This is a genomic window from Paeniglutamicibacter quisquiliarum (assembly GCF_019084045.1).
GTDB classification, from domain to species: Bacteria; Actinomycetota; Actinomycetes; order Actinomycetales; family Micrococcaceae; genus Paeniglutamicibacter; species Paeniglutamicibacter quisquiliarum.
Genome location: NZ_JAHRED010000011.1, coordinates 66,894 through 93,303 on the forward strand (window position 1 = coordinate 66,894; position 26,410 = coordinate 93,303).

Below are 26,410 nucleotides of genomic sequence, written 5' to 3' on the forward strand. Positions count from 1 at the left end.
AACGACAAAGGGACCGCCAGACCGGGATGAACCCGGGCTTGGCGGTCCCTTTGGCATGTCGGCCGGGAGGGGAGCGGCGGCTACTGTGCCTCGGTCAGGAATTCGGCAAGGATGGGTCCGGCGGTCTGCGCCCCGCCGCTGCCGTCGCCCACGAACACCGCCACCGCAAGGTCGCCCTGGGCGGCGATGGTCCACGCGTGGGCGTTGCGCTCGGCGTCGTATTCGGCCGTGCCGCTCTTGCCGATGATCACGGGTCCGGGGACGTTCTTGAGGTCCTTCAGGGTGCCGTGGTCAACCACCTGCGCCATCATGCCCGAAAGCGCCTTGGCCTCGGCCGCCGTCAACGGGTTCTTGGGCTTCGGTGCGGCGTCGGGCTTGGGGCTGGCCACCAGGTGGGGGCTGACGGTGGCGCCGTTCTTGACCGAGGCAGCCACCGTGGCCATGCCCAGCGCCGAGGCCTCGACGACACCCTGTCCGATGCCGTTGGCCGCCAGCTCGGTGCCGGTGGAGTCCTCCGGGACCGAGCCCAGGAACGAGGCGGCGCCCGTGGAGGGGCTCAGGTTCAGCCCCAGGGAGGCCGCAGCATCGGCGAGGGCCGGCGCCTTGACCTTCGAGGCACCCTCGAGGAAGACGGTGTTGCAGGACTGTGCCACCGCCTCGGAGAGCGGGATGCTTCCCAACGCACTGGAGGGGTAGCCGTCGTAGTTCTTGAACGCCTTGCCATCCACCGTCATGGTGGCCGGGCACTCCACGCTCGTCGCCGGGGTGTCCCCGGAGCGGAGCATGGCCAGCGCAGTGACGACCTTGAACGTGGAGCCGGGGGCGTACTTGCCCAGCAGCGCGGTGTTCTGTGCGTTGTCGGTGGGCCCGGCGGCGGCGGCGAGGATCGCCCCGTCGGAGGGGCGGATGGCGACCAGGGCGCTGTCGCTGTCCGAATCGGCAATCAGCGACTCGGCAAGGGTCTGCAGGTCGCGGTCGAGGGTGGTCTTCACGTCCTGGCCGTCCACCGCTTCCCGCGACACCAGGGTCGAGACCTCGGCCCGGTCCTTGTCGTAGATGTTGATGCTGTAGCCCTTGGTTCCTGCCAGCTCGTCCTGGTAGGCCTTTTGCAGGCCCGAGAGCCCGACCTGGTCCCCGGCGCCGATGCTGCCCTTGGATTCGGCGACGATTTCCGCCGTGGCCTCGCCCACCGATCCCAGGATCGCCCGGGCAAAACTCCTGCTGGGTGCCAGCGGCTGGGAGCCCGGTTGGGCCAGGACCCCGGGAATGGCCTCGAGCTGCTCGTCGGTGACGGTGCGGTTGATGTCGTCGCGCAGCGTGATGGCCTGGACGAAGGCGCGCGGGCCGGCGGCGGCAACGCTCTTGGCGTACGGTTCGGCGTCGATGTCCAGCACCTTGGCCAGCTTGGTTGCCGAGCCCTCCCAGGCCTCCTCGCCGATCGCTTCCTTGTTGATCCCGATGCGCAGGACCGGCCGGTCGGTCACCAGGGTCTGGGCCTTGTTGCCCAGGATCTCCCCGCGCTTGGCCGGGGCGCTGCGCTTGGCAACGTACTGGCCGGCCTCCAGCCCCGGCACTGCCAGGGCGGGGGAGTAGCGCACCGCCCAGGTCTTGGTCTGCTCATCGAGTTCCAGCGTCGCCTGGGTCTGGTAGGTCCAGTCGGTGTCGGTTGAATCGATGTCCCACACCGTGTTGTAGACGGCGGTGGCGGTCTTGGGGCCCTCGGACCCCTCGTCCTCGGTGACCGAGGCCAGGGTGACGGTGCGCGGGATCGACTCCAGCGGCTTGAGCGCCTCGGACAGTTCGGCACCCGCGGCGGCGGCGTCCTGGCCGGCCAGCGGGACGGAGGCAAGGTCCAGGCCCTGCAGCGAACCGGCCAGGAGTTCGGCCGTGGCATTCGGCGAGGGCGGCGCGGAGCAGGCCCCCAGGGAGCCGATCATCAACAAGGCGGCGGCAGGCAGGGCAAAAGTTCGAATAACTCGCGACATGGGACTAACTATTGCCCAAGCCTCCCGCGCTGTCCACAACCGCGGGGCCGCGGGGGGCCGAGTCGCGATTCCCGGCCCGCGGGGCGGTGCACCTAGAATGGGATGCAGAACCAGAGACACAATCAACAGTGAAAAGGGCCGTAGAACCCCATGTCTGAACCCACGAGCCCGGAAATGGACGCCAATGACGCCCATGCGCCGGTCGTCCCGCATCCCACCGACGAGGCCGGCATCGACATTGCGGTGCAAGCTGCCCTGGCCGCCTTTGCCGCCGCGCAGAACCTGGACGAGCTGAAGGCTGCCCGCCTGGCGCACACCGGGGAAAAGTCCCCGCTGTCGCTGGCCAACCGTGAAATCGGCCGCCTCGACAAGTCCGAGAAGGCTGTCGCCGGCAAGCTCCTGGGCGCCTCCCGCGGCCGGGTGAACAAGGCGCTCGCCGGACGCACAGCCGTCCTGGAGGCCGAGGACGCCGCCCGCATCCTCGTCGAGGAAACCGTGGACGTCACCGCGGCCCCGCGCCGCCGCCGCGCAGGTGCGCGCCACCCGCTGTCCACGCTGCAGGACCGCGTGTCCGACATCTTCGTGGGCATGGGCTGGGAAATCGCCGAGGGCCCGGAGATCGAGTCCGAGTGGTTCAACTTCGACGCGCTGAACTTCGCGCCCGACCACCCGGCCCGCGAAATGCAGGACACCTTCTTCATCGACCCGGTGGATTCGCACCTTTTGCTGCGCACCCACACCTCCCCGGTGCAGGTGCGCTCCATGCTCGAGCGCGAACTGCCGATCTACGTCTTGTGCCCGGGACGCGTGTACCGCACCGATGAGCTGGACGCCACCCACACCCCGGTGTTCCACCAGTTCGAGGGCCTGGCCATCGACAGGAACCTGACCATGGCCGACTTGCGCGGCACCCTGGAGCACTTCGCCCGGCAGATGTTCGGCGAGGACGCCTCCATCCGCCTGCGCCCGAACTTCTTCCCGTTCACCGAGCCCAGCGCCGAGCTGGACATCTGGCACCCGGGTGCCAAGGGCGGGCCGCGCTGGATCGAGTGGGGCGGCTGCGGCATGGTCAACCCCAACGTGTTGCGCGCCGCGGGCATCGACCCGGAGGAATACTCCGGGTTCGCCTTCGGCATGGGCGTGGAGCGCACGCTCATGTTCCGCAACGAGGTCCCCGACATGCACGACATGATCGAGGGCGATATCCGCTTCAGCGAGCACTTCGGGATGGAGATCTAAGTTATGCGTATTCCCCTTTCATGGCTGCGCGAATACGCGCAGGTACCGGCCGATGCCTCGGCCGAAGACGTCATGGCCGAACTGGTCAAGGTGGGCCTCGAGGAAGAGGACGTGCACCGTCCCGCCGACGAGATCTCCGGCCCCATCGTGGTCGGGCAGGTGCTCTCCATCGTCAAGGAGGAGCAGACCAACGGCAAGACCATCAACTGGTGCCAGGTCCGCGTCGTGCCCGAGGGCCAGCCCCAGACCCTGGCGTTCGAGGGCATCGACCCGAGCGGCGTGCAGGGCATCATCTGCGGAGCGCACAACTTCGTCGAGGGCGACAAGGTCGTGGTCACCCTTCCCGGCGCCGTGCTGCCGGGCAACTTCGCCATCAGCGCCCGGAAGACCTACGGCCACCTCTCGGCCGGGATGATCGCCTCCTCCCGCGAGCTGGGCATCGGGGACGACCACGACGGCATCATCGTGCTTTCCCGCCTGGGCCTTGACCCGGAGATCGGCGCCGACGCGATGGAACTGCTCGGCCTCTACGACCAGGCCGCCGAAATCAACGTCACCCCCGACCGCTCCTACGCGTTCTCGATCCGCGGCGTGGCCCGCGAATACGCGCACGCCACCGGCACCCCCTACACCGACCCGGCATCGCTGGTCGCGGTGGACGCGGCAACCGCCCCGGGCCACGAGGTCAAGCTGTCCGATGCCGCCGGCATCTACGGCAAGGACGGCTGCGACAGGTTCCTCACCCGCAAGGTCACCAACGTGAACCCGGCGCTGCCCACCCCGCCGTGGATGGCCAGCCGGCTGAACCTGGCCGGGATGCGCTCGATCTCCCTGGTCGTGGACATCTCCAACTACGTGATGCTCGAGCTCGGCCAGCCGCTGCACTTCTACGACGCGGACAAGCTCACCGGCGCCATCACGGTGCGCCGCGCCAACCCGGACGAGACGCTGAAGACCCTGGATGCCAAGGAGCGCAAGCTCCACGCCGAGGACCTTTTGATCACCGACGAATCCGGCGCCATCGGCATTGCCGGGGTCATGGGCGGATCGGCCACCGAGGTCTCCGACGCGACGCGCACCGTGCTCATCGAGGCGGCGCACTTCGAGCCGATCTCCATTGCCCGCTCGCGCCGCCGGCACAAGCTGCCCTCGGAGGCCTCGAAGCGCTTCGAGCGCGGAGTGGACTGGAACATCGCCGACGTGGCGGCCCAGCGCGCCGTGGACCTGCTGGTCCTGCTGGCCGGCGGCACCGCCACCACCGAGATCACCGACGAGGGCACCAGGCCCGAAGCCGTGGTCATCGACCTGCCGGCCGGGTTCGCCTCGGCACTGATCGGCATCGACTACACCGAGGAGCAGATCACCTGGGCCCTGGGCGAGATCGGTGCGACGATCGAGAACGTCGCCGGCGGCTACCGGGTCACCGCGCCGTCCTGGCGCCCGGACCTTTCCACCAAGCAGGACCTGGTGGAGGAAATCGCCCGCCTGGTCGGCTACCACCTGATTCCGGCGACGCTGCCCACCGCCCCTCCGGGCCGCGGCCTGAGCCGCGTACAGGGCCAGCGCCGCCGCGTCGTCGCGGCCCTGGCCGACGCCGGGCTGACCGAGGTGCTGTCCTACCCGTTCGTCACCAAGGTGCAGAACAACACCTTCGGTGCCGCCGAGGCCGGGGAGGTGAAGGCCGTCAAGCTGAACAACCCCATGTCCAGCGAGTTCGGGTTCATGCGCACCTCGATCCTGCCGGGCCTGCTGGGCATTGCCCGGCGCAACCACGGCCGCGGCTTCCGCGACCTGGCCCTGTACGAGGCCGGCCAGGTCTTCCTGCCGGGCGACACCCTGGGCACCGCCACGATCCCGCCGCTGGGGGCACGTCCCTCCGAGGAGGAGCTCGAGGCACTGTACAACGGTCTGCCGCACCAGCCGACGCACATTGCCGCAGTGCTGACCGGGCACGATTCGCCGGTAGCCGCCGCGCACACCCCGCGCGTCTACGACTGGGCCGATGCGCTGGATGCCGCCAAGCTGGTCGGCGACGTGCTGGGCGTCGAGGTCGTCGTCTCCCAGGGTTCGCACCAGGCGTTCCACCCCGGCCGCACCGCCGCCCTGGCGCTGCGCAACGGCACGCACGTCGGCTACGCCGGCGAGCTGCACCCGAAGCTGCTGGCCGAGCTGGACCTGCCCGAGCGCACTGTCGCGATGGAAATCAACGCGGACGAGCTCTTCGAGGCCGCTGCAGACGTGATCGTGGCCAAGGAGATCTCCACCTTCCCGATCTCCACCCAGGACGTGGCCCTGGTGGTTGACTCCAGCGTGGTCGCGGCCGAGGTGCTCGAGACCCTGCGCGAAGGCGCCGGCGAACTGCTCGAGGACCTCGCGCTCTTCGACGTGTACTCCGGCACCGGCATTCCGGAGGGCAAGAAGTCGCTGGCCTTCGGCCTGCGCTTCCGTGCCAACGACCGCACGCTGACCGCCGATGAGGCATCCGAGGCGCGTGCCGCCGCGGTTGCACTGGCGGCCGACCGCTTCGGCGCCGTGCAGCGCTAACATACGCAACATCTGATCCGGTAGGGGGTCGGCATTCGCTCACCACGTATGTGGTGGGCATGCCGGCCCCCTGCTGTCTTTAGTTCAACGGGTCGGAGTGCTTTTGTAGGTTCCTGGTGCTTCTTTTGGCGGAGGTATTCAGCGCCGACAGCGAACCCGACGGACCTGCCGGCTGCGTATCCCGAAGTTGCGGTCCAGAATGCCACGGCCTGATTCCTGGGCTGGCTGCAACCGAAGAAAAACAACATGGATAGAAGCGGAACTTGGAGCGTGAGAACCGTTGCCTCCGAGATAATATGTGAACTACAGTTGACATGCGATCGAGATTCTCAAGAGTGAGACATTCGATAAGTGGCGATCCGGTCTGAAGGACCGTCGCGCTGCTGCCCGCATCACGGCAAGGATCGATCGCCTGGCCGCGGGAAATCCGGGTGACGTGAAGTCTGTCGGGCGGGGGATCTCGGAACTGCGGATTGATGTTGGGCCAGGGTACCGGGTGTATTACCTCCAGGATGGCGATCGATTGGTCTTGTTGCTCTGTGGAGGCAACAAATCAAGTCAGCGGAGCGATATCAAGGAAGCGCACAGAATCGCCGACGAATGGAAAAGCAATGGGCAAGACAACTGAAAGCTTTAGCCGCTATGACGGTGCGGATTACCTCAACGATCTAGGGGACGCTGCGGCTTACCTCGAGGCGGTGTTTGAAGAGAGCGGTGACCCCGCGATGGTCGCGCAGGCGCTTGGCACAATCGCACGTTCCGGCAACCTCAGCGAATTGGCACGCCGCGTCGGGATGAGCCGTGAAGGTCTGTACAAGGCGCTTTCGGCCGACGGCAACCCGAGTTTCGCCACCATCGTCAAGGTCGTCAACGCCCTGGGGCTCAGGTTCCGCTTCGAGTCCGTGGCCTGACGGCGTTGCTGCCAGCGAAGCTTCATTGCGCGGACGCACTGCGCTCGCGGGATTCCTTAGGGCTCCGCCGGATTCCGGGCCCACGCATGGGCTGACGGGCCCCGCTGAAGGCAGCGCCGGGGAGCGGTGTCGGAAAGCAGAACAGCCGCCGGGTTCCTGCCCAGTTTCAGGTCGTGGAGTGTCCAGAGTCCAGTGGGCAGGCCCAGACGTTCAACCAACATACTCATCGTGCAGATCCTTGATGGCCTCGCGGACCACGGACTGGGCGACGAGGGTTCCGGCGGTGTATTCCACGACTCCGGGCTCCAGACAAGCGAGGATGGCGTCGGATATTTCCCCGAAACGGTCCGCCAGCCGGTCCTGGATGTCCTGTCCGAGACTCAGCAAGTTGGTTTCCCCGTGGGCCTTGGCAGTGGATGATTCGGTGGCCACGTCAGCGAGCACAGACATGAACCTGTGGGCCCGCCGCAGCCCTGCCATGCCGGATGCGGGTGTGGCATCCGCCATGGCTAGGATTCGCAGGTAGGCAGTCAGTAGGCTGCGGATGGCATCGTGGTTTCGGGGATGATCGTCCTGCAGCAGGGCCATCCCCGAATGCGTGGGATAGGGTTCGCCGTTGTTCTCCCACGCTTCTTCGACATATTCGTCCACGTCCCCGGTGGCTTCGTCCCCAGCGGTTTCGAAGAGATCGGCTTCGCCCATGGCGGCGTAAAGGTCCAGAAACCTCGAGAGCGGAAGCGGGTGGAGTCCCGGCGCCAGCAGGACGGGGCCCTCAGGGTCCGCGACAGGATACGCGAGTGACTCGACGGCGCGGGGGCTAAACCTTCCCTCGAGCATCCCGTCAAGCAGGAAGGCGGCCCACTGCACGAGCGCTATGCCCTGCCCGTGGGGCAGTGCGATGTCGTAGGGGCATTCGTGGGGTGTGCTTCGATGCGCCCGGCCGGGAACGCGAATCAGCACCAGCATGTGCAACAAGTCGAACACCTCGTCCCCGCGATGCCAGCGGCCGTTGTCCTTCAGGAAGTGAAGGTAGCCATCCAATCGGTCCATGGCCTGGCCGGCCACGACGCCGGGTAAGCGGCGCATGGTGTTCAGCATCAAAGAGAAGTGTCGCGGGACCAGGGCGTCGGGTGCGTTGAATGGCCCGATTTTGGCGTAGGACTCCAGCAGCACAAGCAGCCCTGCCCAGTCTTCGTGGGCCCGGCCGTGCGTCACGGTGCGGGATCTCCAGGCGATGTAGGCAGGTTCCAGGGCGTGAAGCCGTTCCAGTCCCGAGGCGCGCGACGGGTGGTGGCCTTGCTGCCGTGGCTTCGGTGATTTGCGGTGCTTGCGGCGCAATTGCTTGCTCGTCGTGGTCATTTCCATCCTTGGGGATTCGGTGCGGGAATCCCAGCATGGACCGATCCGCGGGTCGGTGGACCCGTGGCCTGCAGGGTTGTGGAGAAGTCGTCAATCCGCCCAGTCGAATGCCCGGGAACAAACCGCCCGCACCCCGGTGAGTTGGGGGAGTGGTCGGCCTTCAGCGTTCCCTCAGGCGTTCCCGGCCCCGGTTGCGATGGCCCCGATCCCGGCGGCTAGCAGGCCAGCGGTGAGACAGGCCGCGCCGAGGCCGATCAGCAGCGACAGTCGGTTGGGCTTCTCAGGGTTCTTCCCGAGCACCGAGAGGAAGAAGCCGGCGGGCATCAAGATTGCTGCCACGGGGACGCCCGAGCGGGCGATCCAGTCGACCCAGGTCGGGACGTCGAGGTGGTCGGCGAAGGCGAGGATTGCGAGGGACAGGACCAGTAGGACCGCGGCATGGGCGTGCCCCGCCCGGTACCAGGATTTTTGCAGGTCGTTGGCGGGAACCCCGCCGGCGGCGACGCGGACGAGGAAGGCGCCTCCGGATTCGACCGTGACGAGCGCCAGAAGCAGGATTCCGGCGAGGACCAGCGTGCTCGGTTCCATGGGGTGATTCCTTTCGAACCCGATTGGATAGCTGTACTATCCAAGGTAGATACCAAAACTATCCAATACAAGGGGTTGCGCCATGCGGATGTCCGAACTTCTGAAGCGGTCCGGGATGCCGCTGGCGACCGTGAAGTATTACCTGCGCGAGGGCCTGCTGGCCCCGGGGGAGAAGGTCGGTGCGACCATGGCAGACTACGGCGAGGAGCACGTGCGCCGGCTGGCGCTGATCCGCGCGCTCACGGAGGTCGTGGGCCTGCCGATCGCGGGCGTGCGGACCATCGTCGGCCTCATCGACGAACCGGAAGCTGACCGCTTCAGCACCTTGGGACGCGCGATCGAAGTGCTTCCGCCCGCCGTGGAGGCGGACCCGGACGGCGACTATCCGCGGGCGCGGGCGGCGCTGGAGGAGATCGGCCAGCTTTACGACCCCGGCTACGCGGCGGTGGCCCAGCTCGAACGCGGGCTCGCCGCCGCAGAGTCCGTCGGCCTGCCGATGGGGCGCGAACGGCTGCACGGCTATGCACGCCACATCATGGCGATCGCCGAGATCGACCTGGCCCAGCTGCCCGGCGCCGACACGCCCCGGGCCGTGGAGTACTCGGTGCTCGGCACCGCGGTCTACGAACCGATCCTGGCCGCGATGCGGCGCCTGGCCCACCAGGACCTGGCAAGCCGGATGCTTGGCGGAGTCGCGGCGGACCGCGACCGGTAGGATCGATGCCCGGCCGCGCGCCGCGAACCATGGCGGCCGGAGAACCTTTTTCGTAGGCTGTGCACATGACCGCTCCCCAGATCTATGTCAGCTTTCCCGGCACGGCCCGTGAAGCGCTCGGCTTCTACGCGGAGGTTTTCGGCGGAAAACTCTCCCTGTACACCTATGAAGAATTTGGCCGGAAGGACGGTCCCCCGGAGGCCATAGCCCATGGGGTTCTCGACGGCCTGGTGGCGTTGGCGGGATCGGATGCCGCCGAGGGCAGTAAGAGCGTCCGGTTCGAAGGGCTCATGCTCTCGTTGCTGGGGACCGCCGGACCGTCCGTCCTCCACGGGTGGTTCGACAAGCTCGCGGTGGACGGGAAGGTGCTGGATCCGCTTGCACCCAAGCCCTGGGGAGCGTCCGACGGCCAGGTCATCGACCGCCATGGGCTGCACTGGCTCATCGGATACGACCCGGAGCCGTGAGGTTCCAACAATCACCGGGCAGTCCCTCTTCGTACAACCCCGACGATCCATTGCGGCGCGGCCACGGTTCGCAGGTGGAAAAGCGGTTGGTGGAACTCGGCAGCGGAATCCGCATCGGCTGCCGCATTTCCGGCGCTGCCAGGGGGCCAACGATGGTCCTGTTGCACGCGCTCGGGGAACGGGCGGCCAGCTGGTCGGGTGTCGAGCCGCTGTTCGCTTCGCTGTTTCGTGTGGTGGGTCTGGATTTGCGCGGACATGGTGACAGCGACCGACCGGGCCTCTACACGTTCGAACTCATGCGCGACGACGTCATCGAGGTCCTTGAGATCATGGACCTGCGTGAGGTGGTGCTGATCGGGCACTCGATGGGCGGCGCCGTCGCATACCTGGTTGCCCAGGCACAGCCGGATCGCATCGCCCGGCTCGTGGTTGAGGACGTCCCGCCGCCGTTCCCGCGCACGCGGCCGGTTCCCGAACGCCCCGAGGGAGTGCTGGAGTTCGATTGGGCGGTCGTGCCGGCCATCGTTGGGCAGGTCAACGATCCCACCCGCCGCTGGTGGAGGCTGCTGCCCGAGATCACCGCTCCCACGCTGCTTGTCGGAGGCGGTCCCACCAGCACCATTCCGCAGGAGCTGCTCGTGGAGGTCTCGGGGCTCATCCCCGAATGCACGCTCGTCACCATGCCCACCGGTCACGACGTCCATGCGACGCGGCCGGGCGAGTTTGCCGACGTTGTGTTGGGCTGGTTGGACGGGGCCGGCACTTTCCCCGGCCCCGGGCCCGCCGGCCGCTAGCCCTGGCTCTCGCGGTCCTTGAGCAGGACGCGGAGCAGGCCTTCGAGCTGTTCGCGTTGGCCGGGCGCCAGGGCGGAGAGCAGGCGTTCCTCGTTGCCGACGTGGTCGGGCAGGGCCGCATCGAGGACCGCCCGCCCCCGCTGCGTGAGGGAAATGCGGATCGTGCGGCGGCTGCGCGGGTCGGTCTCGCGGGTGATGAGGTCCTTGGCGAGGAGCCGGTCCAGCCTGTTGGTGATCGCCCCGGAGGTGACCATGGCGCTGTCGGCGAGTTGTCCCGCGGTCAGTCCGTGCCCGTCGGTGTCGGCCCTCCGCAGGGTGGCCAGGATGTCGAACTCCCCGGCTTGCAGGCCGTGCTCGGTGAAGACGGCCTGCAGCTCGCGTTCGAACAGGCGCGTGAGGCGGGAAAGCCTGCCGAGCACGCCCATCGCGCTGACATCGAATTCCGGGTGCACCTGCGCCCACTGGGCGATGATGCGGTCGACGCTGTCTTCCACTTAAACCTCTTAATGTTGAACTGTTTGACACGAGTCAGATTATCACCGTAGTCTGCTCATCGTTGAATAGTTTAACGCTAAGGAGTTTTTCATGGGCAGAATGCGGACCACGTTGCTTACCGCCATTGCACCCGCGGTGTGGGGCACGACGTACGTCGTGACGACAGAGCTGCTGCCCCCGGGGCACCCGCTCTTCGCCTCGCTGGTTCGGGCGTTGCCGGCAGGCGTGCTCGCAATCGTGCTGACCCGCGCCCTTCCCACGGGTGCCTGGTGGTGGAAATCCGCAGTGCTGGGCGTGCTGAACATCGGCGCCTTCTTCCCGCTGCTGTTTATTGCCGCCTCCCACCTGCCGGGTGGCCTGGCCGCGACCCTCGGTGCCGCGCAGCCGCTGGTCGTCGCCATCCTCGTCGTGGCCATCCTGCGTGAGCGGTTCTCCGCGTGGCGCCTGACGTGGGGGATCGTTGGAATCGCCGGTGTCGCCCTGGTGGTCCTGCGTTCCACCGCCACCCTCGACGGGGCCGGCGTGGCAGCGGGCCTGCTCGGAGCGGTGTCAATGGGCTTCGGCGTCACCCTCTCCAAGAAATGGGGCAGGCCCGCGGGAGTGCCCGCCATGGGCGTGGCCGGATGGCAACTTGCCGCCGGAGGGTTGTTCCTCCTGCCGGTCACGCTGCTCTTCGAGGGGATGCCCGCGAGCATCGACGGCAGCGCGCTGGCCGGCTACCTCTGGCTGGGCCTCGTCGGCGGGCTGCTCACGTACACGCTGTGGTTCAGCGGCATCGCCCGGCTGCCTGTCGCCTCGGCCGCCGTGCTGGGACTGCTCTCGCCACTTGTCGCGGCGGGCCTCGGGGCGTGGCTCCTGGGCGAATCCCTCGGCGCAGTCCAGCTGGTCGGATTTGCCCTTTCGCTGGCGGCAATCGCCGCCGGCCAGGTCGTCCCCGGCGGGAAACCGCCCACGTCCACGAACACCGACGCCAGGCAGCCGGCGATGGCCGCCGCACAGGGAAAGAGGGCATCATGAGGATCGCCGTTATCGGGGCCACGGGAATGGCAGGCTCCCGCATCGCAGCAGAGGCGGTCCGCAGGGGCCACGCCGTCTCCGGCTTCTCGCGATCTATAGGCAGCGACGAACGGGACCGCGGGGAATTCGCCGTGTTCACCGCCGATGCGGCCGACGCGCAGGCCATGGGACGCATCGCTGCAGGGCACGACGTGATCGTGCTGGCCACCAGGCCTGCCCCCGGCGCGGACGACGATGTCTGCTCCCCGGTGGCCGCGGTGCTGGGCACGGCGCTGGAGTTCGGACGGCGCGTCATCGTGATCGGCGGCGCCGGCCCGCTCCGGGGACCAAACTCGGACCAACGCGTCATCGACGATCCGCGCTTCGTCCCCCCGGAATGGCGTTCCATCGCACAGCTCAGCGTCGACCAGTTCAACGCCTGCGCCACGCATCCCGCGGACTGGACCTATCTGAGCCCGCCGGCCCTGTTCGGACCCGGCACCCGGACGGGGACCTACCGGCGGGGAGGAAACCGGATCCTCATCGACCCACGCGGAGAATCACTGATATCTGCCGAAGACCTTGCCGTTGCCGCACTGGACGAGATCGAGGAACCCGAACCCGGGGTGCGCCACTTCACGGTTGCGTACTAGGGATGCGGTGCCCGCCGCCGCGTCTCCGGGGTCCAACGGGCTGTAGCTGAGGCCGCCGACGTGACCACGTGCATGGGGGCGCCCGCCACTTTCAGGATAGGGCAGCCAGGGGGTCTTGCCGCAAGACCCGTGCCGTGCCATACACTGCTCGGGTGTTCCCCTAGGGGAAGCATCAGGGAAATGAGGACGGGATGCCGGATGTGATTGTGGTGGGCAGCGGACCTGCGGGAATGATGCTCGCCGGTGAGTTGGCGCTGGCTGGCATTGAGGTGGCGGTCGTGGAGCGGCGACCCCCGGGGGCCCTGGCCGAATCCCGTGCCGGCGGCTTCCACTGCCGCACGATCGAGGTCCTCGACCAGCGGGGGATAGCCGACCGATTCCTGGCGGAGGGGACCACGGTGCAGACGGCACGGTTCGGCCGCACACTCCTGGACATCAGTGACTTTCCGACGCGGCACCCGTACGGCCTTGGCCTGTGGCAGAGCCGCATTCAACCGATCCTCGAGGACTGGATCGGCCAGCTCGGGGTGCCCGTCCATCACGGTCGCGAGGTCGTCGGAATCAGCCAGGATGAATCCGGCGTGGATGTCGAGCTCGCCGATGGCGGGAATCTCCGGTCGAGGTACCTGATCGGAGCCGACGGCGGCCGCAGCCTGGTCCGCAAGAGCGCGGGTATCGACTTCCCCGGCTGGGATGCAACCCGCAGCAACTTGATCGCCGAGGTGGAGGCAACGGAGGAACCTCCCTCCGGAACGCACCTGGACGAGTCGGGGGTCCACGGCTTCTCCCTGCTGGGCGACGGGCGCACCTATCGTGTCATCACGACGGAGCGGCAACTCGGCTCGCGGGAGGAACCCGGGCTGGGCGACCTGAGCGATTCCCTGACCGCGGCTTACGGAACGGACTTCGGGGTGCACTCGCCGACCTCGATCTCCAGGTTCACCGACGCCACCCGGCAGGCGGCGACCTACCGCAAGGGCCGGGTGCTGCTGGTCGGGGACGCCGCGCACATCCACTATCCCGCCGGCGGCCAGGGAATCGGCCTGGGCCTGCAGGACGCCGTCAACCTTGGATGGAAGCTTGCCCAGGTGGTCAAGGGCATCTCGCCGGAGTCTTTGCTGGATACGTACCACTCGGAGCGGCACCCGGTCGGCGCCCGCGCGCTCCAGCATTCGATGGCGCAAACGGCCCTGCAGCGCAATGACCCGCGGACCGCGGCGCTCGCCGAAACCGTGGATGAATTGATGTCCATGGACGGGCCCCGCCGGCACGTCGCCGCGCTGATCCATGGCCTGGACATCGCCTACGATCTGGGGGAGGGGCACCCGCTGCTCGGGCGCCGCATGCCGGACCTGGACCTTGAGACAAATGACGGACCGACCCGGGTGTTCACGCTGCTGAACGACGCCAAGCCGGTGCTGCTGAACCTCGCCGGTCCGGGCAACCTCGGGATCGCACCCTGGGCGGAGCGAATCCGTCGGGTCGACGCCCGGTACTCCGGCGCATGGAGCCTGCCACTCCTCGGCGAGGTGACACCTCCCGCCGCGGTGCTGATCCGCCCGGACGGCTATGTTGCCTGGGTGGGCCAGGGCTCCGCTCAAGGCTTGGAGGAAGCGCTCACCCGCTGGTTCGGCCCCAGGTTGCCCGGCCATTAGCGACAGTTTGGTCGCCAGTGAAATTGACCGAACTCGTTACTTCAGTGATTTCCGCGCCCCGACCGTGCACCGGCCTGGCGTTCGCCGGGGGTACCCCAACCTCGTGGATAGTGTGGCCACTACAGACCGTCCTCGTTACGTTGGCACGCTCGATGCGCGACACGGTAAACCATCGCATGGCGTTACGCAGTCGGCACCACCCAACCAAATACCACTGGCCGTTCGTGGAGGCGAACAGCACAGGTTCGACGTCGCGGGTGGTCGTGGTGCCGTCTCTCGAAGTGTAGCGAATACGGACTACTAACTGCTCGACCATCGCCACTTCCAGTGCCGACCTGTTGGCGCGGGAAGTGGAGGGAAGCTCGTTGACCCATACTCGGTGGGCCAACGCGTCGGCTCTTGCTCGGGTTCTGGGGTCAAGGACGTCCAGTATCTTTTGGATGCCGGCTGCTGCCAGATCGGAGTAGGGGGCATCGGGTGCAGCGGACACGGCCGCCATGAGCGCCACAGCCTGTGCGGGGGACAGGCTGACAGGGGGCAGGGACGCGCCAACCGCCAATCCGTAGCCACCGCCCGGACCTGGGCGCGACCATAAAGGCGTGCCACTTTTCTCTAACGCATCAAGGTCTCTTTTGACCGTGCGCACGGATACTTCGAACTCTCTCGCCAACCGTTCGGCGGAAATCCCGCGCGCGCCGCTGCGGCGCAGCATCTCGTTCAGCGCATGGAGCCGTTCGGTTCGTTTCACAGTTCAGGCTCCGACAAATTCATGACATAAATAGTGACACACTCTTGTCCGTCGGGCCTGCGAGAGTAGTGACATGACAACTGCTACGAACGGTCCGACCATCATTCTCATCGCCGGCCACTGGCTGGGCGCGTGGGCGTGGGATGAAGTCCTTGAACACCTAAAAACCAAAGGCACTCGTGCAATCGCGATGACGCTGCCGGGTCTTGATGGGAATGATCCTGAACGTGCTGCGAAGACTCTCAATGACCAGGCAGACGCAATCCTAGGCGTCATTTCTCAACACGGAAATCAGCCAGCAATTCTCGTTGCCCACAGTGGGGCCAACGCCCCCGTCAGCCTCGTCCTTGACAGACACCCGGACCTTGTCCGCCGAGTGGTATGGGTCGACTCCGGCCCTGTGGCGGCGGGCAGTGTCTTCGCACCCGATTTTCCGGATGACGCACATGAGTTGCCACTGCCGTCGTTCGATGTACTCGCGCAGCAGGCGAGCCTTGAAGGCCTGAGTGAGGAGGTCCTCGAGCGATTCCAGGCACTGGCCGTCCCTGAGCCCGGTCCAGTGCTTCGTCAGCCCGTCGAACTCACGAACGAGGCCCGCCGCAACGTCCCGACTGTCCTGGTGTGCTGCTCAATCTCGAGTGAACAGGTGATGGAGCTGGTCCGAGCAGGCCATCCCATGTTTGCCGAAGTCGCCAACCTTGAACACCTCAACGTCATTGACCTGCCCACAGGGCACTGGCCCATGTGGAGCCGCCCCCGTGACCTCGCCGAGCTCATTGACTCGGCGACATCACTAGACAGCTAAACAGCAAGTAGAGGGAGAGAGGCGGCCTAGTGCAAAAGGCCTACAAAGCGACAGCAGCGGACGCCGGCCTTCGATTCGAGGGCGTGCAGCGGGCCGGCAAGTCCAAGGATGGCCGGATCGCCCCTTCCCGGGGTGACCCGCACACGAGGTCGAAGGTGCCCGCCGCCATGACGTCTCCGGCAAGGGTTGTGCGGGTATCGACAGGAAGTTGTTGCTAGTGTCGTTGATGGGAAACACTCGGTCGCGGTGGAATCCGTATCCGGTGCCGATCCACCGGATCCGAGGCGTTTTTCCGTACGGCGGGACGATAGGCGTTGCCGGCAAGAATCTGTGGATGGCGGGCGACGAGTGATGAAAAAAATGATGAATTGGCACAAGGGACGCCTCGCGGCGGCCGCTTCCGGGCTGGCTTTCCTCTTGGTCGCAACCGGGTGCACCGCGGCCGACCAGGCCGACGGAATCAACAAATCCGGTGCCCAGGCACAGGAGAACCAGAACCGCGTGGTACTGGCCCAACCCGAGTCGGGCATTGGCCGAATCGGCGGCGGCTCCGAGGAGATGGCGTTGGAGTCCAGCCGGGCGTTCTTCGAAAAGGCCCCGGCCGTCGTCGTGCTGGGCGACGGCGGAGAGCAATCGGCGGCCATCGGGCAGGCCCGGGAACTCGGCCTCCCGCTCCTCGTGGCACCCGAGGATGCGTCTCAGCAGGATGGCTTCACGGCCGAGCTGGAGCGGTTGGGGGCACGTACCCTCATCACCCACGGAGCCGTGCCCGAATCGCAGGCTGGAAGCCTGGACGTCGTCGACGGGTCCACCCCCGATTCCGACCTGCCCGACATCGACCCGGCCGAAGGCTCCGCGGATTCCGGCTTCGCGGTCGTCGTTCGCTCGGGTGACAAGGAAGCGGAGGCATCGGGTCCAGCACTGGCCACGGCCCAGGCCGCAGGGGCGGAAATCCACACCATGGAATCGGCCGACCCGCGGGCCGCGACGAACCAGAAGTTCTTCCAGGACCACGCCGACGCGAACCTGTACGCGATCGGAAACGGGTTTGGCAATGCCACGGATTTCGCCGCGATGGCGGAAACGGCGGCCGGCGGACAGCAGCTTCCCGGCGGCGGGCAGATCGTGTTCCCGGACCGGCGCATGGTCGCCCTGTACGGCACGCCCGGGACGTCTTCGCTGGGTTTGCTGGGCGAACAGGACGTCGAGGGGGCCATCAAGCGCGCCAAGAAGTATGCCGCGGACTACCAGGCACACAGCAAGGAGAAGGTGCAGCCGGCCTTCGAGATCATCGCGACTGTCGCTTCGGCGTCCGCCGGCAAGGACGGGAAGTACTCCAGCTACGTTCCCGTGGAGCGACTTGAATCATGGGTGAAGGCGGCCCAGGAGGCAGGGGTCTACGTGGTGCTCGACCTGCAGCCGGGTCGCAACGACTTCCTGACCCAGGCCAAGCACTACGAGAAGTTGCTGGCTTACCCGAACGTCGGCATCGCCTATGACCCCGAGTGGAGGCTCAAGCCCGGCCAGCGACACATGGCCCAGATCGGTTCCGTGGATGCCGCCGAACTCAACCGCGCCAACGCGTGGTTGGCCGAGCTGACGCGCAAGCACCGTCTTCCGCAGAAGGTTGTGATCCTGCACCAGTTCACGCAGAGCATGATCCGCAACCGTTCCGCGCTGGACACCTCGCACCCCGAGCTGGCGATACTCGTGCATGCCGACGGCAACGGGACGCCCGGGATGAAGATGGCGACGTGGAACAACCTGCGCCGCGACCTGCCCGGCGGGATCAGGATGGCGTGGAAGAACTTCATCGACGAGGATTCCCCGACGTTCACACCCAAGCAGACCTTCGACGTCGACCCGAAGCCGTGGTTCGTCTCCTACCAGTAGTCACTACGGCGCCCGCAAATTTGGGGGTGTCAGTCCTTCTTCAGTTCCTCGGCGAGCATCACGAGGATTCCGCTCGGTCCCCGTAGGTAGGTGAGTTTGTAGATATCGGCGTAGGTCGCCACGCCGCGCAGCGGGTGGCATCCGTGCTTCGCGGCTATTTCGAGGGCCTTGTCGATGTCGTCCACCGAGAAGGCCACGCGGTGCATGCCGATGTCGTTGGGACGGGTGGGGTGCGACTCGATGGCCGCCGGATGGATGTATTCGAAGAGCTCGAGCCGCCCCTGGCCATCCGGGGTCTGGAGCATCGCGATGTTGGCGTGGTTTCCGTCGAGTCCGACGGCGGTGTCTGTCCACTCGCCGCTGACAGTGTCACGGCCGATGACTGTCAGGCCGAGATCCGTGAAAAAGGCGATTGCCTCTTCCAGGTCGCGGACGGCGATGCCGACGTTCTCAAGTTTGATGGCCATGCGTTGAAAGCTACCAAGGCAGACCGAGTTGTGCCAGTGGTGAGGCACCACGCATTCCCGCAACAGGGTTATTGTCCAGGCTACGGAACCATCCCGTGGCGTGGCCCGCGTTTGTCGTTGTGCTCGTTCCGAAATATAGACCCGGAACGGGTCCCGCAACGATGCGCCAGGGGTCACTCCCCGGCGGGTAAGATTCGCATGATGAAGGACTTGGAAAAGAATTGAACGAGGGCATGCCCCAAACGTCCCCACTGGATTCCCGGCTGGCTGCCTTGCACGACACGTTTCTGTCCGAGCGTCCGCCGGGTGCCGACGAAGATGTGCACATGCTCCCGGCCATCGTGGATCACGTCATTGAACGGTGCAGCAAGCCCGGCGACATGGTGTTCGACCCCTTCGCAGGGTTTGGCACCACCATCGAGCGGGCCGTCGCGCTGGGGCGGAAGGCCCTTGGCATTGAGCTGCTCCCCGAGCGCGTGGACTACCTGCGGGAACGGGTGCCCGGCGCGCGCATTGTCGAGGGCGACGCACGGGAGCTATTAAGGATCATCCGCCGCATCGAACCGCCCCAACCCGAGGCGGGCATTGACCTGATTCTCACCTCCCCGCCGTACATGACCGCGGAAAACCACGAGGCCGACCCGCTGACCGCCTATGAGGAGGACAACGGGGACTACGGCCGCTACCTGGACGAGCTCGGCCTCGTCGCCGCGCAGTGCGCGCGTGCGGTTGTGCCCGGCGGCTTCGTGGTGTGGAACCTGGCCGACATCCACCACATGGGCCTCACCACGCACCTGATCCGCGACTGTGCGCGCGTGCTCGAGCAGCACCTCACCTACGTGGGCGTCACCGAGATCGTGTGGGATCGCTACCCCCACGATCTGGTGTCCGATGCGTTGCTCGTGTTCCGGCGGACTCCTCTCGCGCCGCGCAAATAGTCCACCCTCCCGGAAGCGGGTGCCGAGCGACATTTGGTGGCCAATTCAAGGCGGTACCTGAATGTAGCTGATCCGAGGGAGGTGTCCTTGGCGAACACGTAGTGGATCAGGATTTCAGGGGTCCGACCCGGCCGGCGTGGATTGCGGGTAGGCTCAAGGGCCAACACCGATCCAAGGCGACGGAGGTGTCGTAATGACGAAAATCTTCCAGAGTGCTCCGCTGATCCTCGTGGTGGTCGTCTTGGTTGTATTCGCCTTTACCCAGTGGCTTCCCCTGCTCCTGGTTCTTCCTGCTGGTGCCGGGATGATGCTGGCCGGCAAACAGGGATTCACGACGAATCTACATCAGAAGCCCAAAGAGCATGAACCTCCGTATGAGTGACTTTGGCTTCCAGGAGAAGCAGCTCCAGGTGCCTGGATACCCAAGGCACGGCGGTGGCCGACGCCTGGGCAGCGGAACCGTGAGGGGCACGCATTTTTGGCAGTGCATTCGCTGTCCGAACCATTCTCGATCCTTGTGGGAGTGCACCGGGACGCCAAGGCAGGCAGCCACGGAACCATCGGTCTCGATCTTCCCGTTGAGACCCTCCCAGTATTGAAATCCGTCTTCGTCCTTCGGCAAGGCGAAGCAGACAGTTTCAGGTGCTGCCGCACTATCCGGCAAGGGTTCCAAAACGCCATCGGGCCATTGCGTGACCAGGCTCGGGTGAATTCGATATGCGTCCATCACCAGAGACCATCTGCCCGTCAGCCCGAAAGTGACTGCCGGCCGCAGGGATGCCATGGACAAGGTTCGGCAGCAGGACGTCGCGCCAAGGTCCCCAGGCGCCATGCGCGGCTCCTTGGGCCGGATTGGCCCACGGGAAGGGGAAGCGCCGAAGCCTAGAACTCCTCGCCGTCGGCGACGACCGCGGCGGCGGGCCCGACGATGTGCGGATCGGGGGACCCCACGAGCTCATGGTCCTTGCCCTCGTAGTCGAAGAGGCTCAACACGTGGCGCATCGCCTCGACGCGGGCGCGCTTCTTATCGTTGGACTTCACCACGGTCCAGGGGGCCCAGTCGGTGTCGGTGCTGCGGAACGTCTCTTCCTTGGCCTCGGTGTAGGCGTCCCACTTGTCCAGCGAGGCGAGGTCGGTGGGGGAAAGCTTCCACTGCCGCACCGGATCGATCTGGCGAATGGTGAAGCGGGTGAGCTGTTCGCGGCGGGAGACCGAGAACCAGAACTTCACCAGGGTGATCCCGTCGTCCACCAGCTGCCGCTCGAAGGCCGGCGCCTGGTGCATGAACCGGTCGAACTGCTCGCGGGTGCAGAAGCGCATCACGCGCTCGACGCCCGAACGGTTGTACCAGGAACGGTCGAAGAGGACCATCTCCCCGGCCGCCGGCAGGTGCGCGATGTAGCGCTGGAAGAACCACTGGGTGGATTCGCGCTCGCTGGGCTTTTCCAGCGCCACGACCCGCGCCCCGCGTGGATTCAGGTGCTCGGTGAAGCGCTTGATGGTCCCGCCCTTGCCGGCGGCGTCGCGGCCCTCGAAGAGCACCACCAGGCGGCGGCCGGTGGCCTTGATCCAGACCTGCAGCTTGAGCAGCTCGATCTGCAGGAGCCGCTTCTCCAGGTCATACTGTGCGCGATCCATGCGCGAGGAGTACGGGTAGCCCTCGCGCCAGGTGTCAACGACGTCCCCGGCGGAGGTCAACAGCACCGGGTCGTCATCGTCGTCGTCGCGGACGGAGTAGCCGTGGGCGGCCAAATCAAGCAATTGCATGGGTTGAGAGTATGCGGACGCGGTGAACGCGAGATGAACATTGGGGGACCGGAGGGTGGAGTTGCGACTATGTCACACCCGATGAAAGGGCCGGCCGTGGAGGCGGCCGGCCCTTTGCCCCACGGGATCAGTTTGCGGCCGGGGCCGGCAACACCGGCAGTTCCTTTTCAAAGAGCCAGGGCCGCAGGAAGGCCTCGGCGGAAAGGGCGGTGGGCAGATGGGTGTCGACGTGGTCCCGGAAAAGTCCGTAGGTGACGGTTCCGTGGCGCCGTGCCCCGGTCCAGGCCCGCAGCATCGCGAAGAAGGCGCGGTCGCCGGCGGCAAGTCGCAGGGCGTGCAGGGTCAGCGCGCCGCGCTTGTAGACCCGGTCATCGAACATGTCCTGGGGCCCGGGGTCCCCGATGGGGAGGTCCTGCTCCAGGGAATCGAGCATCGCCCAGGCTTCCCTGGCGCGCGCATCGGCGCTCGGGCCGCCGGAGGCCTCGGACCAGATCCATTCGGCGTAGCAGGCGAAGCCCTCGTGCAGCCAGATGTCCTCCCACGACCCGACGGTCAGCGAGTTGCCGAACCACTGGTGGGACAGCTCGTGGGCGATCAGGCGCTGCTGTTCCCACCCCGGGAGCAGGTGGTTGTTGCCCAGGATGGAGATCCCGTGGGCCTCGAGCGGGATTTCCAGGTCGTCCTCGGTGACCACGACCGTGTAGTCAGCAAACGGGTAGGGACCGAAGGCCTCGATGAAGGTTTCCATCATCCGCGGCTGGTCGGCCAGCGCGGACGAGGCCCGGCGCAGCTGGGAGGTGTTCGCGGCCACCAGTTGCGGCACCGGCGTGGGGGCTCCGGAGTGCCGTCCGCCCAGCGGGGCGGCGGCGACCTCGGTGCCGGCGAGGGAGCGCAGCTCGTAGCGGCCGATCTGCAATGTCGCCAGGTAGGTGGCCATCGGCTCGTTGACCTCGTAGGTCCAGCGTTCGCGGCTTGAGCGCCGTTGGCGGTCAACCAGTTGCCCGTTGCAGACGGGGCGGTACCCGGCATCGGTGTTGACGCTGATGCGGTAGGTCGCCTTTTGGCTGGGGTGGTCGTTGCAGGGGAACCAGGTGGGTGCCCCGTTCGGCTGGCCGGCCACGAGCACGCCGTCGGTCAGTTCCTCCCAGCCGACCTCGCCCCAGGTTCCCTGGCGCACGTTGGGGACACCGCCGTAGCGGATCTCCACGCTGAACTGCTCCCCGGCCGGCACCGGGGTCGCCAGGTGGAGTTCCAACCTGCCGGCCTTCTGCGTGGAGCGGGTGACCTTGGAGCCGTTGACCTGGCAGCGGGAGGCACGCAGCCCGGACAGATCCAGAACGATGCGCTGCAGCTCGGTGACGGCCACCGCGGTGATGGTGGCCCGGCCGTCGAGCCGGTTGCCGCCGAGCTTGCAGTCAAGGTCGAGGTCGTAGTGCGCGACGCGGTAGTCGGCGCTGCCGGAGCGGGGCAGGTAGGCATCCGGGATGAAGGATGCCGCCGCGGCGGTGGCGGTGGCGTTCAGTGGGGTGTGGCTCATGCGCGCGGCTGGCTCCAGGGTTGGACGGGGTTGCCCATCCAGTAGCTTGACGGGGGAACGGATTCTCCGCGCATCACCAGCGAACCCGGGCCCACGGTGGCGCCTTCCGCCAGGGAGGCGGCGGGCAGGATGACCCCGTGCGGGCCCATTGTGGATCCCGCGGAGAGTTCCACCGTATCAATTGCCATGACCCGGTCGTGGAAGAGGTGGGTCTGGACCACCGTGCCGCGGTTGACCGTCGAGGAGTCCCCGAGGGTGACCAGGTCGGCCTCGGGCAGCCAGTAGCTCTCGCACCAGACGCCGTGGCCGATCTTCGCGCCCAGGGCGCGCAGCCACCAGACCAGGGCGGGGGAGCCGGCGGCGGAGTGGGCGAACCACGGGGCGCAGACCATCTCGATGAACGTGTCAACGACCTCGTTGCGCCAGATGAAGGAGCTCCACAGGGCGTGTTCGCCCGGGCGGATGGGGCCGACCAGCAGCCACTTGGCGACGACCGCGGAGGTGGCGGCGACGGCACCTGCGGCAAGCATCACCGCGCCGCTGAGCAACGCGGCAAGCAGGTAGCCGTATTCGGCGGCCAGGAAGTCCAGCAGCGCCAGCACCAGGGCGGCGACGCCGACGGTGACGACGACGGGAACGATGCGGCAGATTTCCCACAGGGCGCGGGCAAACTTCAGGCGCAGCGGCGGGGCGTAGGTGAGCGAGTCATCGGAGGCCACTGCCGTGCGGCGCAGGCGCACCGGCGGGCTGCCCAGCCAGGAGGTCCCCGCCTTCGCCTTGGCGGGGGTGGCCGAGAGCACCGCGACCAGGCCGTTGCGCGGGACGCGGCGCCCGGCCCCGGCGATGCCGGAGTTGCCCAGGAAGGCGCGCTTGCCGATCTTGGCCCGGCCCACCTTCATCCAGCCGCCGCCGAGTTCGTAGGTGGCCACCATGGTGTCATCGGCCAGGAAGGCGCCGGCGCCGATGGTGGTCATCTTGGGGATCAGCAGCACCGTGGAGGCCTCGACGTTGCGTCCGACCTTGGCGCCGAGCAGGCGCAGCCACACCGGGGTGAAGAGCGAGGCATAGATGGGGAACAGCAGGTCGCGGGCCATGTCCAGCAGGCGTTCGGTGGCCCAGACCTGCCAGCCGATCCGGCTGTCGACCCGGTGCCAGCCCTCGCGCAGCCCCATGCCCAGCAACCGGGTGGCGACCAGCACGAACAGCATGTTGAGCCCGAACCACACCAGTGCCGCCACGGGAATCACGAGTGTGAGCCGGAGCAGGGATTCGTGCAGCGAGGCCTGCCCGCGCAGCAGCAGGGCCGCCACGATGATGGCACCCAGGATGGAGAGCAGGGGGATCGCGCCCAGGGCCGAGGACGCCGCGGTGAACAATGCGTTGCGCACCCGGCGGGCACGCAGGGGCTCCTGCGGCCAGGACGGCTTGGACTTGCCGCTGCGCTGGGCAGGGGAGCCGGAATAGGCGGAGAACGCCCTGGTGCTGCCGGCCAGGGCCGAGCCGGCCGCCAGCTCCACGCCGTCGGCGACCACTGCGCCGGGCATCAGCGTGCTGCGTGCCCCGACCGTGGCCTCGGCTCCGACCTCGATGGCGCCCACATGGACCCGGTCGCCGTCGATCCAGTAGCCGGTGAGATCGACCTCCGGTTCGATGCTGGCGCCGCGGCCCACGGTGAGCAGGCCGGTGACCGGGGGGATGGAGTGCAGCTGTACGTCGGCGCCGATTTTGGCGCCGAGGGCGCGGGCATAGAACTGGATCCAGTGCGCGCTGCCCAGGGAGACGGGATCAACCAGGTCGGCGATCTGCTGGGCCATCCACAGCCGCAGGTGCACCCTGCCCGAGCGCGGGTAGTTCCCTGGCTTCAGGTTGCGCAGCAGCGTGCGGGCGGCAACGACGGAAAGCGCCATGCGCCCGGGGGAGGAGACAAAGACGAGCCAGAGGGCGGCAACCGCCCACCAGGAGAGCCGCGGTGCGTCGGCGAAGACCCCGAGGGCACCGAGCACGTTGTTGCCGGCGGCGAGGTAGACGAGCCAGCGCATGCCCACCAGGATGAAGGTGGGAATTCCCATCAGCGTCTGGAAGACCTGGGCGCGGCGGGTGGTGCGCTCAACCGTGCGCACCTCGGTCGGTTCCCGGGATTCCGTGCCCAGGGCCTCGAGCAGGGACCCGATGCGCGGGTGGGAATAGACCTCGGCCACCGTGACGGTGCGGTAGCGCACGCGCAGGGCGGAGACCAGCTGGGCGGCCGAGAGCGAACCGCCGCCGGAAGCGAAGAAATCGGTGTCAAGGCTGCCGACCGGGGTCCCCAGCACGCGGGTCCACTGCTCGATCACCCAGGCAGCGTCCTCCCCGAGGTCCGGCAACACCCCTTCGGGCCCGGTGGCGCCGGCACCGGGCAGCGGCCAGGGCAGCGCGTTGCGGTCGACCTTGCCGCTGGTCTTGGTGGGCAGGGTGTCGACGATTGCCAGCAGCGGGATCAGCGGTGCCGGAAGCATGTCTGCCAGCCGGCCGCGCGCGGCGGACGTGTCGTAGCCGGGGGCCGCGGCCAGGTATCCGACGAGGATCTGGTTTCCGGCGGCGGTGGTCTTCACCGCGGCAGCGGCGCCTGAGACCCCGGGCAGGGACTGCAGCGCCGCATCGATCTCTCCCAGTTCGATGCGTCGGCCGCCGAGCTTGACCTGCTCGTCCATCCGGCCCAGGAAGACCAGGCCCTCGGGGTCGGCCTGCACCAGGTCTCCCGAGCGGTAGGCACGCTCCCAGCCCAGGGTCTCGAAGGGCGCGTATTTTTCCTTGTCCTTGGCCGGGTCCAGGTAGCGTCCGAGGCCAACGCCGCCGATGATCAGTTCACCGCTCTGCCCGGGGGCCACGGGGAAGCCCGAGGCATCGACGACCGCCAGGTCCCAGCCCTGAAGCGGCAGGCCGATGCGCACCGGATCGGTGCCGTCCATCTGCGCGGCGCAGGCCACGACGGTGGCCTCGGTCGGGCCGTAGGTGTTCCAGACCTCGCGTCCCGGAACCGCAAGGCGGGCGGCAAGCTCGGGCGGGCAGGCCTCGCCGCCGAAGATCAGCAGGCGCACGTTTTCCAGGGCCTCGGCCGGCCAGAGCGCGGCGAGCGTGGGGACGGTGGAGACGACGGTGACCCCGCGGGTCACCAGCCATGGTCCCAGGTCCATGCCCGAACGCACCAGCGCGCGCGGTGCGGGCACCAGGCAGGAGCCGTGGCGCCAGGCCAGCCACATTTCCTCGCAGGAGGCGTCGAAGGCCACGGAGAGCCCTGCCAGCACGCGGTCCTCGGGACCAAGCGGTTCGCCCTGCAGGAAGATCCGCGCCTCGGCGTCGACAAAGGCGGCTGCCGATCGCTGGGTGATGGCTACGCCCTTGGGCGTTCCGGTGGATCCGGAGGTGAAGATGATCCAGGCGTCGTCGTCCAGTCCGGCGTCGCGGGCAGGCTCCGGGTTCGCCTGCTCGCGCAGGAAGGTGATCTTTCCCTTCTCGCCCATGATGGCGGCGACCTTGGCCTCGGAGAAGACCAGCTTGGCACGTTCCTCGGGATCGTCCGCATCGACGGGGACGTAGGCAGCGCCGATCTTCATAGTGGCGAGGATGCCGATGTAGAGGTCGCGGGTGCCCGAGGGGACGCGGATGCCGATGCGGTCCCCGGCGCCGAGTCCGGCGGCCCGCAGGCGTCCTGCCATTTCGTCGATGGCAACGAGCAGGTCCGCGTAGGTCAGGGAGCGCTCGCCGTCATCAAGGGCGGGGGCCTCGGGGTGGGCAACCGCGCTTGCCTCAAGGATGTCCATGAGGGTGCGGGGCGTCGGAGCCAGGTTGCTGCCCGGGTATTGCGGCAGGAACAG

Annotated in this window: 23 protein-coding genes; 14 read left to right on the forward strand and 9 right to left on the reverse strand. The window is 67.3% G+C overall.

The annotated features are described in order from the left end of the window. Nucleotides 1-80: 80 nt before the first annotated feature. Nucleotides 81-1,985 (reverse strand): penicillin-binding transpeptidase domain-containing protein, encoded by a 1,905-nt coding sequence (locus tag KRR55_RS17375; protein WP_217390574.1) that lies wholly within the window; start codon nucleotides 1,983-1,985, stop codon nucleotides 81-83. 150 nt (nucleotides 1,986-2,135) lie between these two features. On the opposite strand from KRR55_RS17375, the gene pheS reads away from it, so the two are divergent. The 4 genes from pheS (at nucleotide 2,136) to KRR55_RS17395 (ending at nucleotide 6,679) form a co-directional block, all read left to right on the forward strand. Beyond that, nucleotides 2,136-3,224 (forward strand): phenylalanine--tRNA ligase subunit alpha, encoded by a 1,089-nt coding sequence (gene pheS / locus KRR55_RS17380; protein ID WP_418888850.1) that lies wholly within the window; start codon nucleotides 2,136-2,138, stop codon nucleotides 3,222-3,224. Between the two features lie 3 nt (nucleotides 3,225-3,227). Continuing rightward, entirely contained in the window at nucleotides 3,228-5,768 is a 2,541-nt protein-coding gene (gene pheT / locus KRR55_RS17385; RefSeq protein ID WP_217390575.1) for a phenylalanine--tRNA ligase subunit beta, read from the forward strand. Between the two features lie 325 nt (nucleotides 5,769-6,093). Further along, the gene (locus tag KRR55_RS17390) at nucleotides 6,094-6,396 is read left to right on the forward strand and encodes a type II toxin-antitoxin system RelE/ParE family toxin (RefSeq protein WP_336245161.1); all 303 of its coding nucleotides are present in this window, start codon (nucleotides 6,094-6,096) and stop codon (nucleotides 6,394-6,396) included. Beyond that, nucleotides 6,380-6,679 (forward strand): addiction module antidote protein, encoded by a 300-nt coding sequence (locus KRR55_RS17395; RefSeq protein ID WP_217390576.1) that lies wholly within the window; start codon nucleotides 6,380-6,382, stop codon nucleotides 6,677-6,679. Before KRR55_RS17390 ends, KRR55_RS17395 begins: the two co-directional genes overlap by 17 nt. 210 nt (nucleotides 6,680-6,889) lie before the next feature. On the opposite strand, the gene KRR55_RS17400 is transcribed toward KRR55_RS17395, so the two are convergent. Both KRR55_RS17400 and KRR55_RS17405 read right to left on the reverse strand, forming a co-directional pair. Next, entirely contained in the window at nucleotides 6,890-8,038 is a 1,149-nt protein-coding gene (locus KRR55_RS17400; RefSeq protein ID WP_217390577.1) for a hypothetical protein, read from the reverse strand. Nucleotides 8,039-8,209: 171 nt separating this feature from the next. Continuing rightward, nucleotides 8,210-8,626 carry a hypothetical protein gene (locus KRR55_RS17405; protein WP_217390578.1) on the reverse strand — a complete coding sequence of 139 codons (417 nt, stop codon included), beginning with the start codon at nucleotides 8,624-8,626 and terminating at the stop codon, nucleotides 8,210-8,212. An 88-nt stretch (nucleotides 8,627-8,714) separates the two neighbouring features. Here KRR55_RS17405 and KRR55_RS17410 point away from each other — a divergent pair, with 88 nt between their 5' ends. The 3 genes from KRR55_RS17410 to KRR55_RS17420 all read left to right on the forward strand — a co-directional run bounded on the left by KRR55_RS17410 (nucleotide 8,715) and on the right by KRR55_RS17420 (nucleotide 10,602). Then, a complete protein-coding gene (locus tag KRR55_RS17410; RefSeq protein WP_254456351.1) occupies nucleotides 8,715-9,341 on the forward strand; it encodes a MerR family transcriptional regulator in 627 nt (208 codons plus the stop codon). A gap of 65 nt (nucleotides 9,342-9,406) precedes the next feature. After that, nucleotides 9,407-9,808 (forward strand): VOC family protein, encoded by a 402-nt coding sequence (locus KRR55_RS17415; protein ID WP_217390580.1) that lies wholly within the window; start codon nucleotides 9,407-9,409, stop codon nucleotides 9,806-9,808. Nucleotides 9,809-9,882: 74 nt separating this feature from the next. Beyond that, entirely contained in the window at nucleotides 9,883-10,602 is a 720-nt protein-coding gene (locus KRR55_RS17420; RefSeq protein WP_217390581.1) for an alpha/beta fold hydrolase, read from the forward strand. Here the strand turns inward: KRR55_RS17420 and KRR55_RS17425 are convergent. Continuing rightward, on the reverse strand, nucleotides 10,599-11,096 hold the full coding sequence (locus KRR55_RS17425; protein ID WP_217390582.1) for a MarR family winged helix-turn-helix transcriptional regulator: 498 nt from the start codon (nucleotides 11,094-11,096) through the stop codon (nucleotides 10,599-10,601). The genes KRR55_RS17420 and KRR55_RS17425 overlap by 4 nt on opposite strands. 91 nt (nucleotides 11,097-11,187) lie before the next feature. On the opposite strand from KRR55_RS17425, the gene KRR55_RS17430 reads away from it, so the two are divergent. The 3 genes from KRR55_RS17430 to KRR55_RS17440 all read left to right on the forward strand — a co-directional run bounded on the left by KRR55_RS17430 (nucleotide 11,188) and on the right by KRR55_RS17440 (nucleotide 14,401). After that, complete coding sequence (locus KRR55_RS17430) at nucleotides 11,188-12,114, forward strand: EamA family transporter (protein WP_217390583.1); 927 nt, start codon at nucleotides 11,188-11,190, stop codon at nucleotides 12,112-12,114. Next, nucleotides 12,111-12,746 (forward strand): NAD(P)-dependent oxidoreductase, encoded by a 636-nt coding sequence (locus KRR55_RS17435; protein ID WP_217390584.1) that lies wholly within the window; start codon nucleotides 12,111-12,113, stop codon nucleotides 12,744-12,746. Before KRR55_RS17430 ends, KRR55_RS17435 begins: the two co-directional genes overlap by 4 nt. Nucleotides 12,747-12,937: 191 nt before the next feature. Then, nucleotides 12,938-14,401, forward strand: coding sequence for an FAD-dependent oxidoreductase (locus tag KRR55_RS17440; RefSeq protein WP_217390585.1), 1,464 nt, complete (start codon nucleotides 12,938-12,940; stop codon nucleotides 14,399-14,401). Here the strand turns inward: KRR55_RS17440 and KRR55_RS17445 are convergent. Then, the gene (locus KRR55_RS17445; protein ID WP_217390586.1) at nucleotides 14,364-15,149 is read right to left on the reverse strand and encodes a helix-turn-helix transcriptional regulator; all 786 of its coding nucleotides are present in this window, start codon (nucleotides 15,147-15,149) and stop codon (nucleotides 14,364-14,366) included. The genes KRR55_RS17440 and KRR55_RS17445 overlap by 38 nt on opposite strands. 73 nt (nucleotides 15,150-15,222) lie before the next feature. Here KRR55_RS17445 and KRR55_RS17450 point away from each other — a divergent pair, with 73 nt between their 5' ends. Beyond that, a complete protein-coding gene (locus tag KRR55_RS17450) occupies nucleotides 15,223-15,954 on the forward strand; it encodes an alpha/beta fold hydrolase (protein WP_217390587.1) in 732 nt (243 codons plus the stop codon). A 363-nt stretch (nucleotides 15,955-16,317) separates the two neighbouring features. After that, entirely contained in the window at nucleotides 16,318-17,847 is a 1,530-nt protein-coding gene (locus tag KRR55_RS17455) for a hypothetical protein (RefSeq protein WP_217390588.1), read from the forward strand. Between the two features lie 29 nt (nucleotides 17,848-17,876). Here KRR55_RS17455 and KRR55_RS17460 read toward each other — a convergent pair whose 3' ends face one another. Further along, nucleotides 17,877-18,314, reverse strand: a complete 438-nt coding sequence (locus tag KRR55_RS17460) for a VOC family protein (RefSeq protein ID WP_217390589.1) — start codon at nucleotides 18,312-18,314, stop codon at nucleotides 17,877-17,879. Nucleotides 18,315-18,547: 233 nt separating this feature from the next. On the opposite strand from KRR55_RS17460, the gene KRR55_RS17465 reads away from it, so the two are divergent. Next, nucleotides 18,548-19,252 (forward strand): DNA methyltransferase, encoded by a 705-nt coding sequence (locus tag KRR55_RS17465; RefSeq protein WP_217390590.1) that lies wholly within the window; start codon nucleotides 18,548-18,550, stop codon nucleotides 19,250-19,252. 193 nt (nucleotides 19,253-19,445) lie between these two features. Further along, the gene (locus tag KRR55_RS17470) at nucleotides 19,446-19,634 is read left to right on the forward strand and encodes a hypothetical protein (protein WP_217390591.1); all 189 of its coding nucleotides are present in this window, start codon (nucleotides 19,446-19,448) and stop codon (nucleotides 19,632-19,634) included. A 500-nt stretch (nucleotides 19,635-20,134) separates the two neighbouring features. On the opposite strand, the gene ppk2 is transcribed toward KRR55_RS17470, so the two are convergent. The 3 genes from ppk2 to KRR55_RS17485 form a co-directional block, all read right to left on the reverse strand. After that, the gene (ppk2, locus tag KRR55_RS17475; RefSeq protein ID WP_217390592.1) at nucleotides 20,135-21,019 is read right to left on the reverse strand and encodes a polyphosphate kinase 2; all 885 of its coding nucleotides are present in this window, start codon (nucleotides 21,017-21,019) and stop codon (nucleotides 20,135-20,137) included. Between the two features lie 127 nt (nucleotides 21,020-21,146). Next, nucleotides 21,147-22,556 carry a M1 family metallopeptidase gene (locus KRR55_RS17480; protein WP_217390593.1) on the reverse strand — a complete coding sequence of 470 codons (1,410 nt, stop codon included), beginning with the start codon at nucleotides 22,554-22,556 and terminating at the stop codon, nucleotides 21,147-21,149. Further along, nucleotides 22,553-26,356, reverse strand: coding sequence for a Pls/PosA family non-ribosomal peptide synthetase (locus tag KRR55_RS17485; protein WP_254456368.1), 3,804 nt, complete (start codon nucleotides 26,354-26,356; stop codon nucleotides 22,553-22,555). Before KRR55_RS17485 ends, KRR55_RS17480 begins: the two co-directional genes overlap by 4 nt. Nucleotides 26,357-26,410: the final 54 nt, after the last annotated feature.

Excerpts from the sequence above, each read along its gene's own strand:
- KRR55_RS17470 (WP_217390591.1), top strand. The coding sequence starts at position 19,446 with ATGACGAAAATCTTCCAGAGTGCTCCGCTGATCCTCGTGGTGGTCGTC.
- KRR55_RS17400 (WP_217390577.1), bottom strand. The coding sequence starts at position 8,038 with ATGACCACGACGAGCAAGCAATTGCGCCGCAAGCACCGCAAATCACCG.
- pheT (WP_217390575.1), top strand. The coding sequence starts at position 3,228 with ATGCGTATTCCCCTTTCATGGCTGCGCGAATACGCGCAGGTACCGGCC.
- KRR55_RS17435 (WP_217390584.1), top strand. The coding sequence starts at position 12,111 with ATGAGGATCGCCGTTATCGGGGCCACGGGAATGGCAGGCTCCCGCATC.
- KRR55_RS17450 (WP_217390587.1), top strand. The coding sequence starts at position 15,223 with ATGACAACTGCTACGAACGGTCCGACCATCATTCTCATCGCCGGCCAC.
- KRR55_RS17405 (WP_217390578.1), bottom strand. The coding sequence starts at position 8,626 with ATGGAACCGAGCACGCTGGTCCTCGCCGGAATCCTGCTTCTGGCGCTC.
- KRR55_RS17465 (WP_217390590.1), top strand. The coding sequence starts at position 18,548 with ATGCCCCAAACGTCCCCACTGGATTCCCGGCTGGCTGCCTTGCACGAC.
- KRR55_RS17440 (WP_217390585.1), top strand. The coding sequence starts at position 12,938 with ATGCCGGATGTGATTGTGGTGGGCAGCGGACCTGCGGGAATGATGCTC.
- ppk2 (WP_217390592.1), bottom strand. The coding sequence starts at position 21,019 with ATGCAATTGCTTGATTTGGCCGCCCACGGCTACTCCGTCCGCGACGAC.
- KRR55_RS17460 (WP_217390589.1), bottom strand. The coding sequence starts at position 18,314 with ATGGCCATCAAACTTGAGAACGTCGGCATCGCCGTCCGCGACCTGGAA.
- KRR55_RS17395 (WP_217390576.1), top strand. The coding sequence starts at position 6,380 with ATGGGCAAGACAACTGAAAGCTTTAGCCGCTATGACGGTGCGGATTAC.
- KRR55_RS17455 (WP_217390588.1), top strand. The coding sequence starts at position 16,318 with ATGAATTGGCACAAGGGACGCCTCGCGGCGGCCGCTTCCGGGCTGGCT.
- pheS (WP_418888850.1), top strand. The coding sequence starts at position 2,136 with ATGTCTGAACCCACGAGCCCGGAAATGGACGCCAATGACGCCCATGCG.
- KRR55_RS17480 (WP_217390593.1), bottom strand. The coding sequence starts at position 22,556 with ATGAGCCACACCCCACTGAACGCCACCGCCACCGCCGCGGCGGCATCC.
- KRR55_RS17410 (WP_254456351.1), top strand. The coding sequence starts at position 8,715 with ATGTCCGAACTTCTGAAGCGGTCCGGGATGCCGCTGGCGACCGTGAAG.
- KRR55_RS17485 (WP_254456368.1), bottom strand. The coding sequence starts at position 26,356 with ATGGACATCCTTGAGGCAAGCGCGGTTGCCCACCCCGAGGCCCCCGCC.
- KRR55_RS17430 (WP_217390583.1), top strand. The coding sequence starts at position 11,188 with ATGGGCAGAATGCGGACCACGTTGCTTACCGCCATTGCACCCGCGGTG.
- KRR55_RS17415 (WP_217390580.1), top strand. The coding sequence starts at position 9,407 with ATGACCGCTCCCCAGATCTATGTCAGCTTTCCCGGCACGGCCCGTGAA.
- KRR55_RS17375 (WP_217390574.1), bottom strand. The coding sequence starts at position 1,985 with ATGTCGCGAGTTATTCGAACTTTTGCCCTGCCTGCCGCCGCCTTGTTG.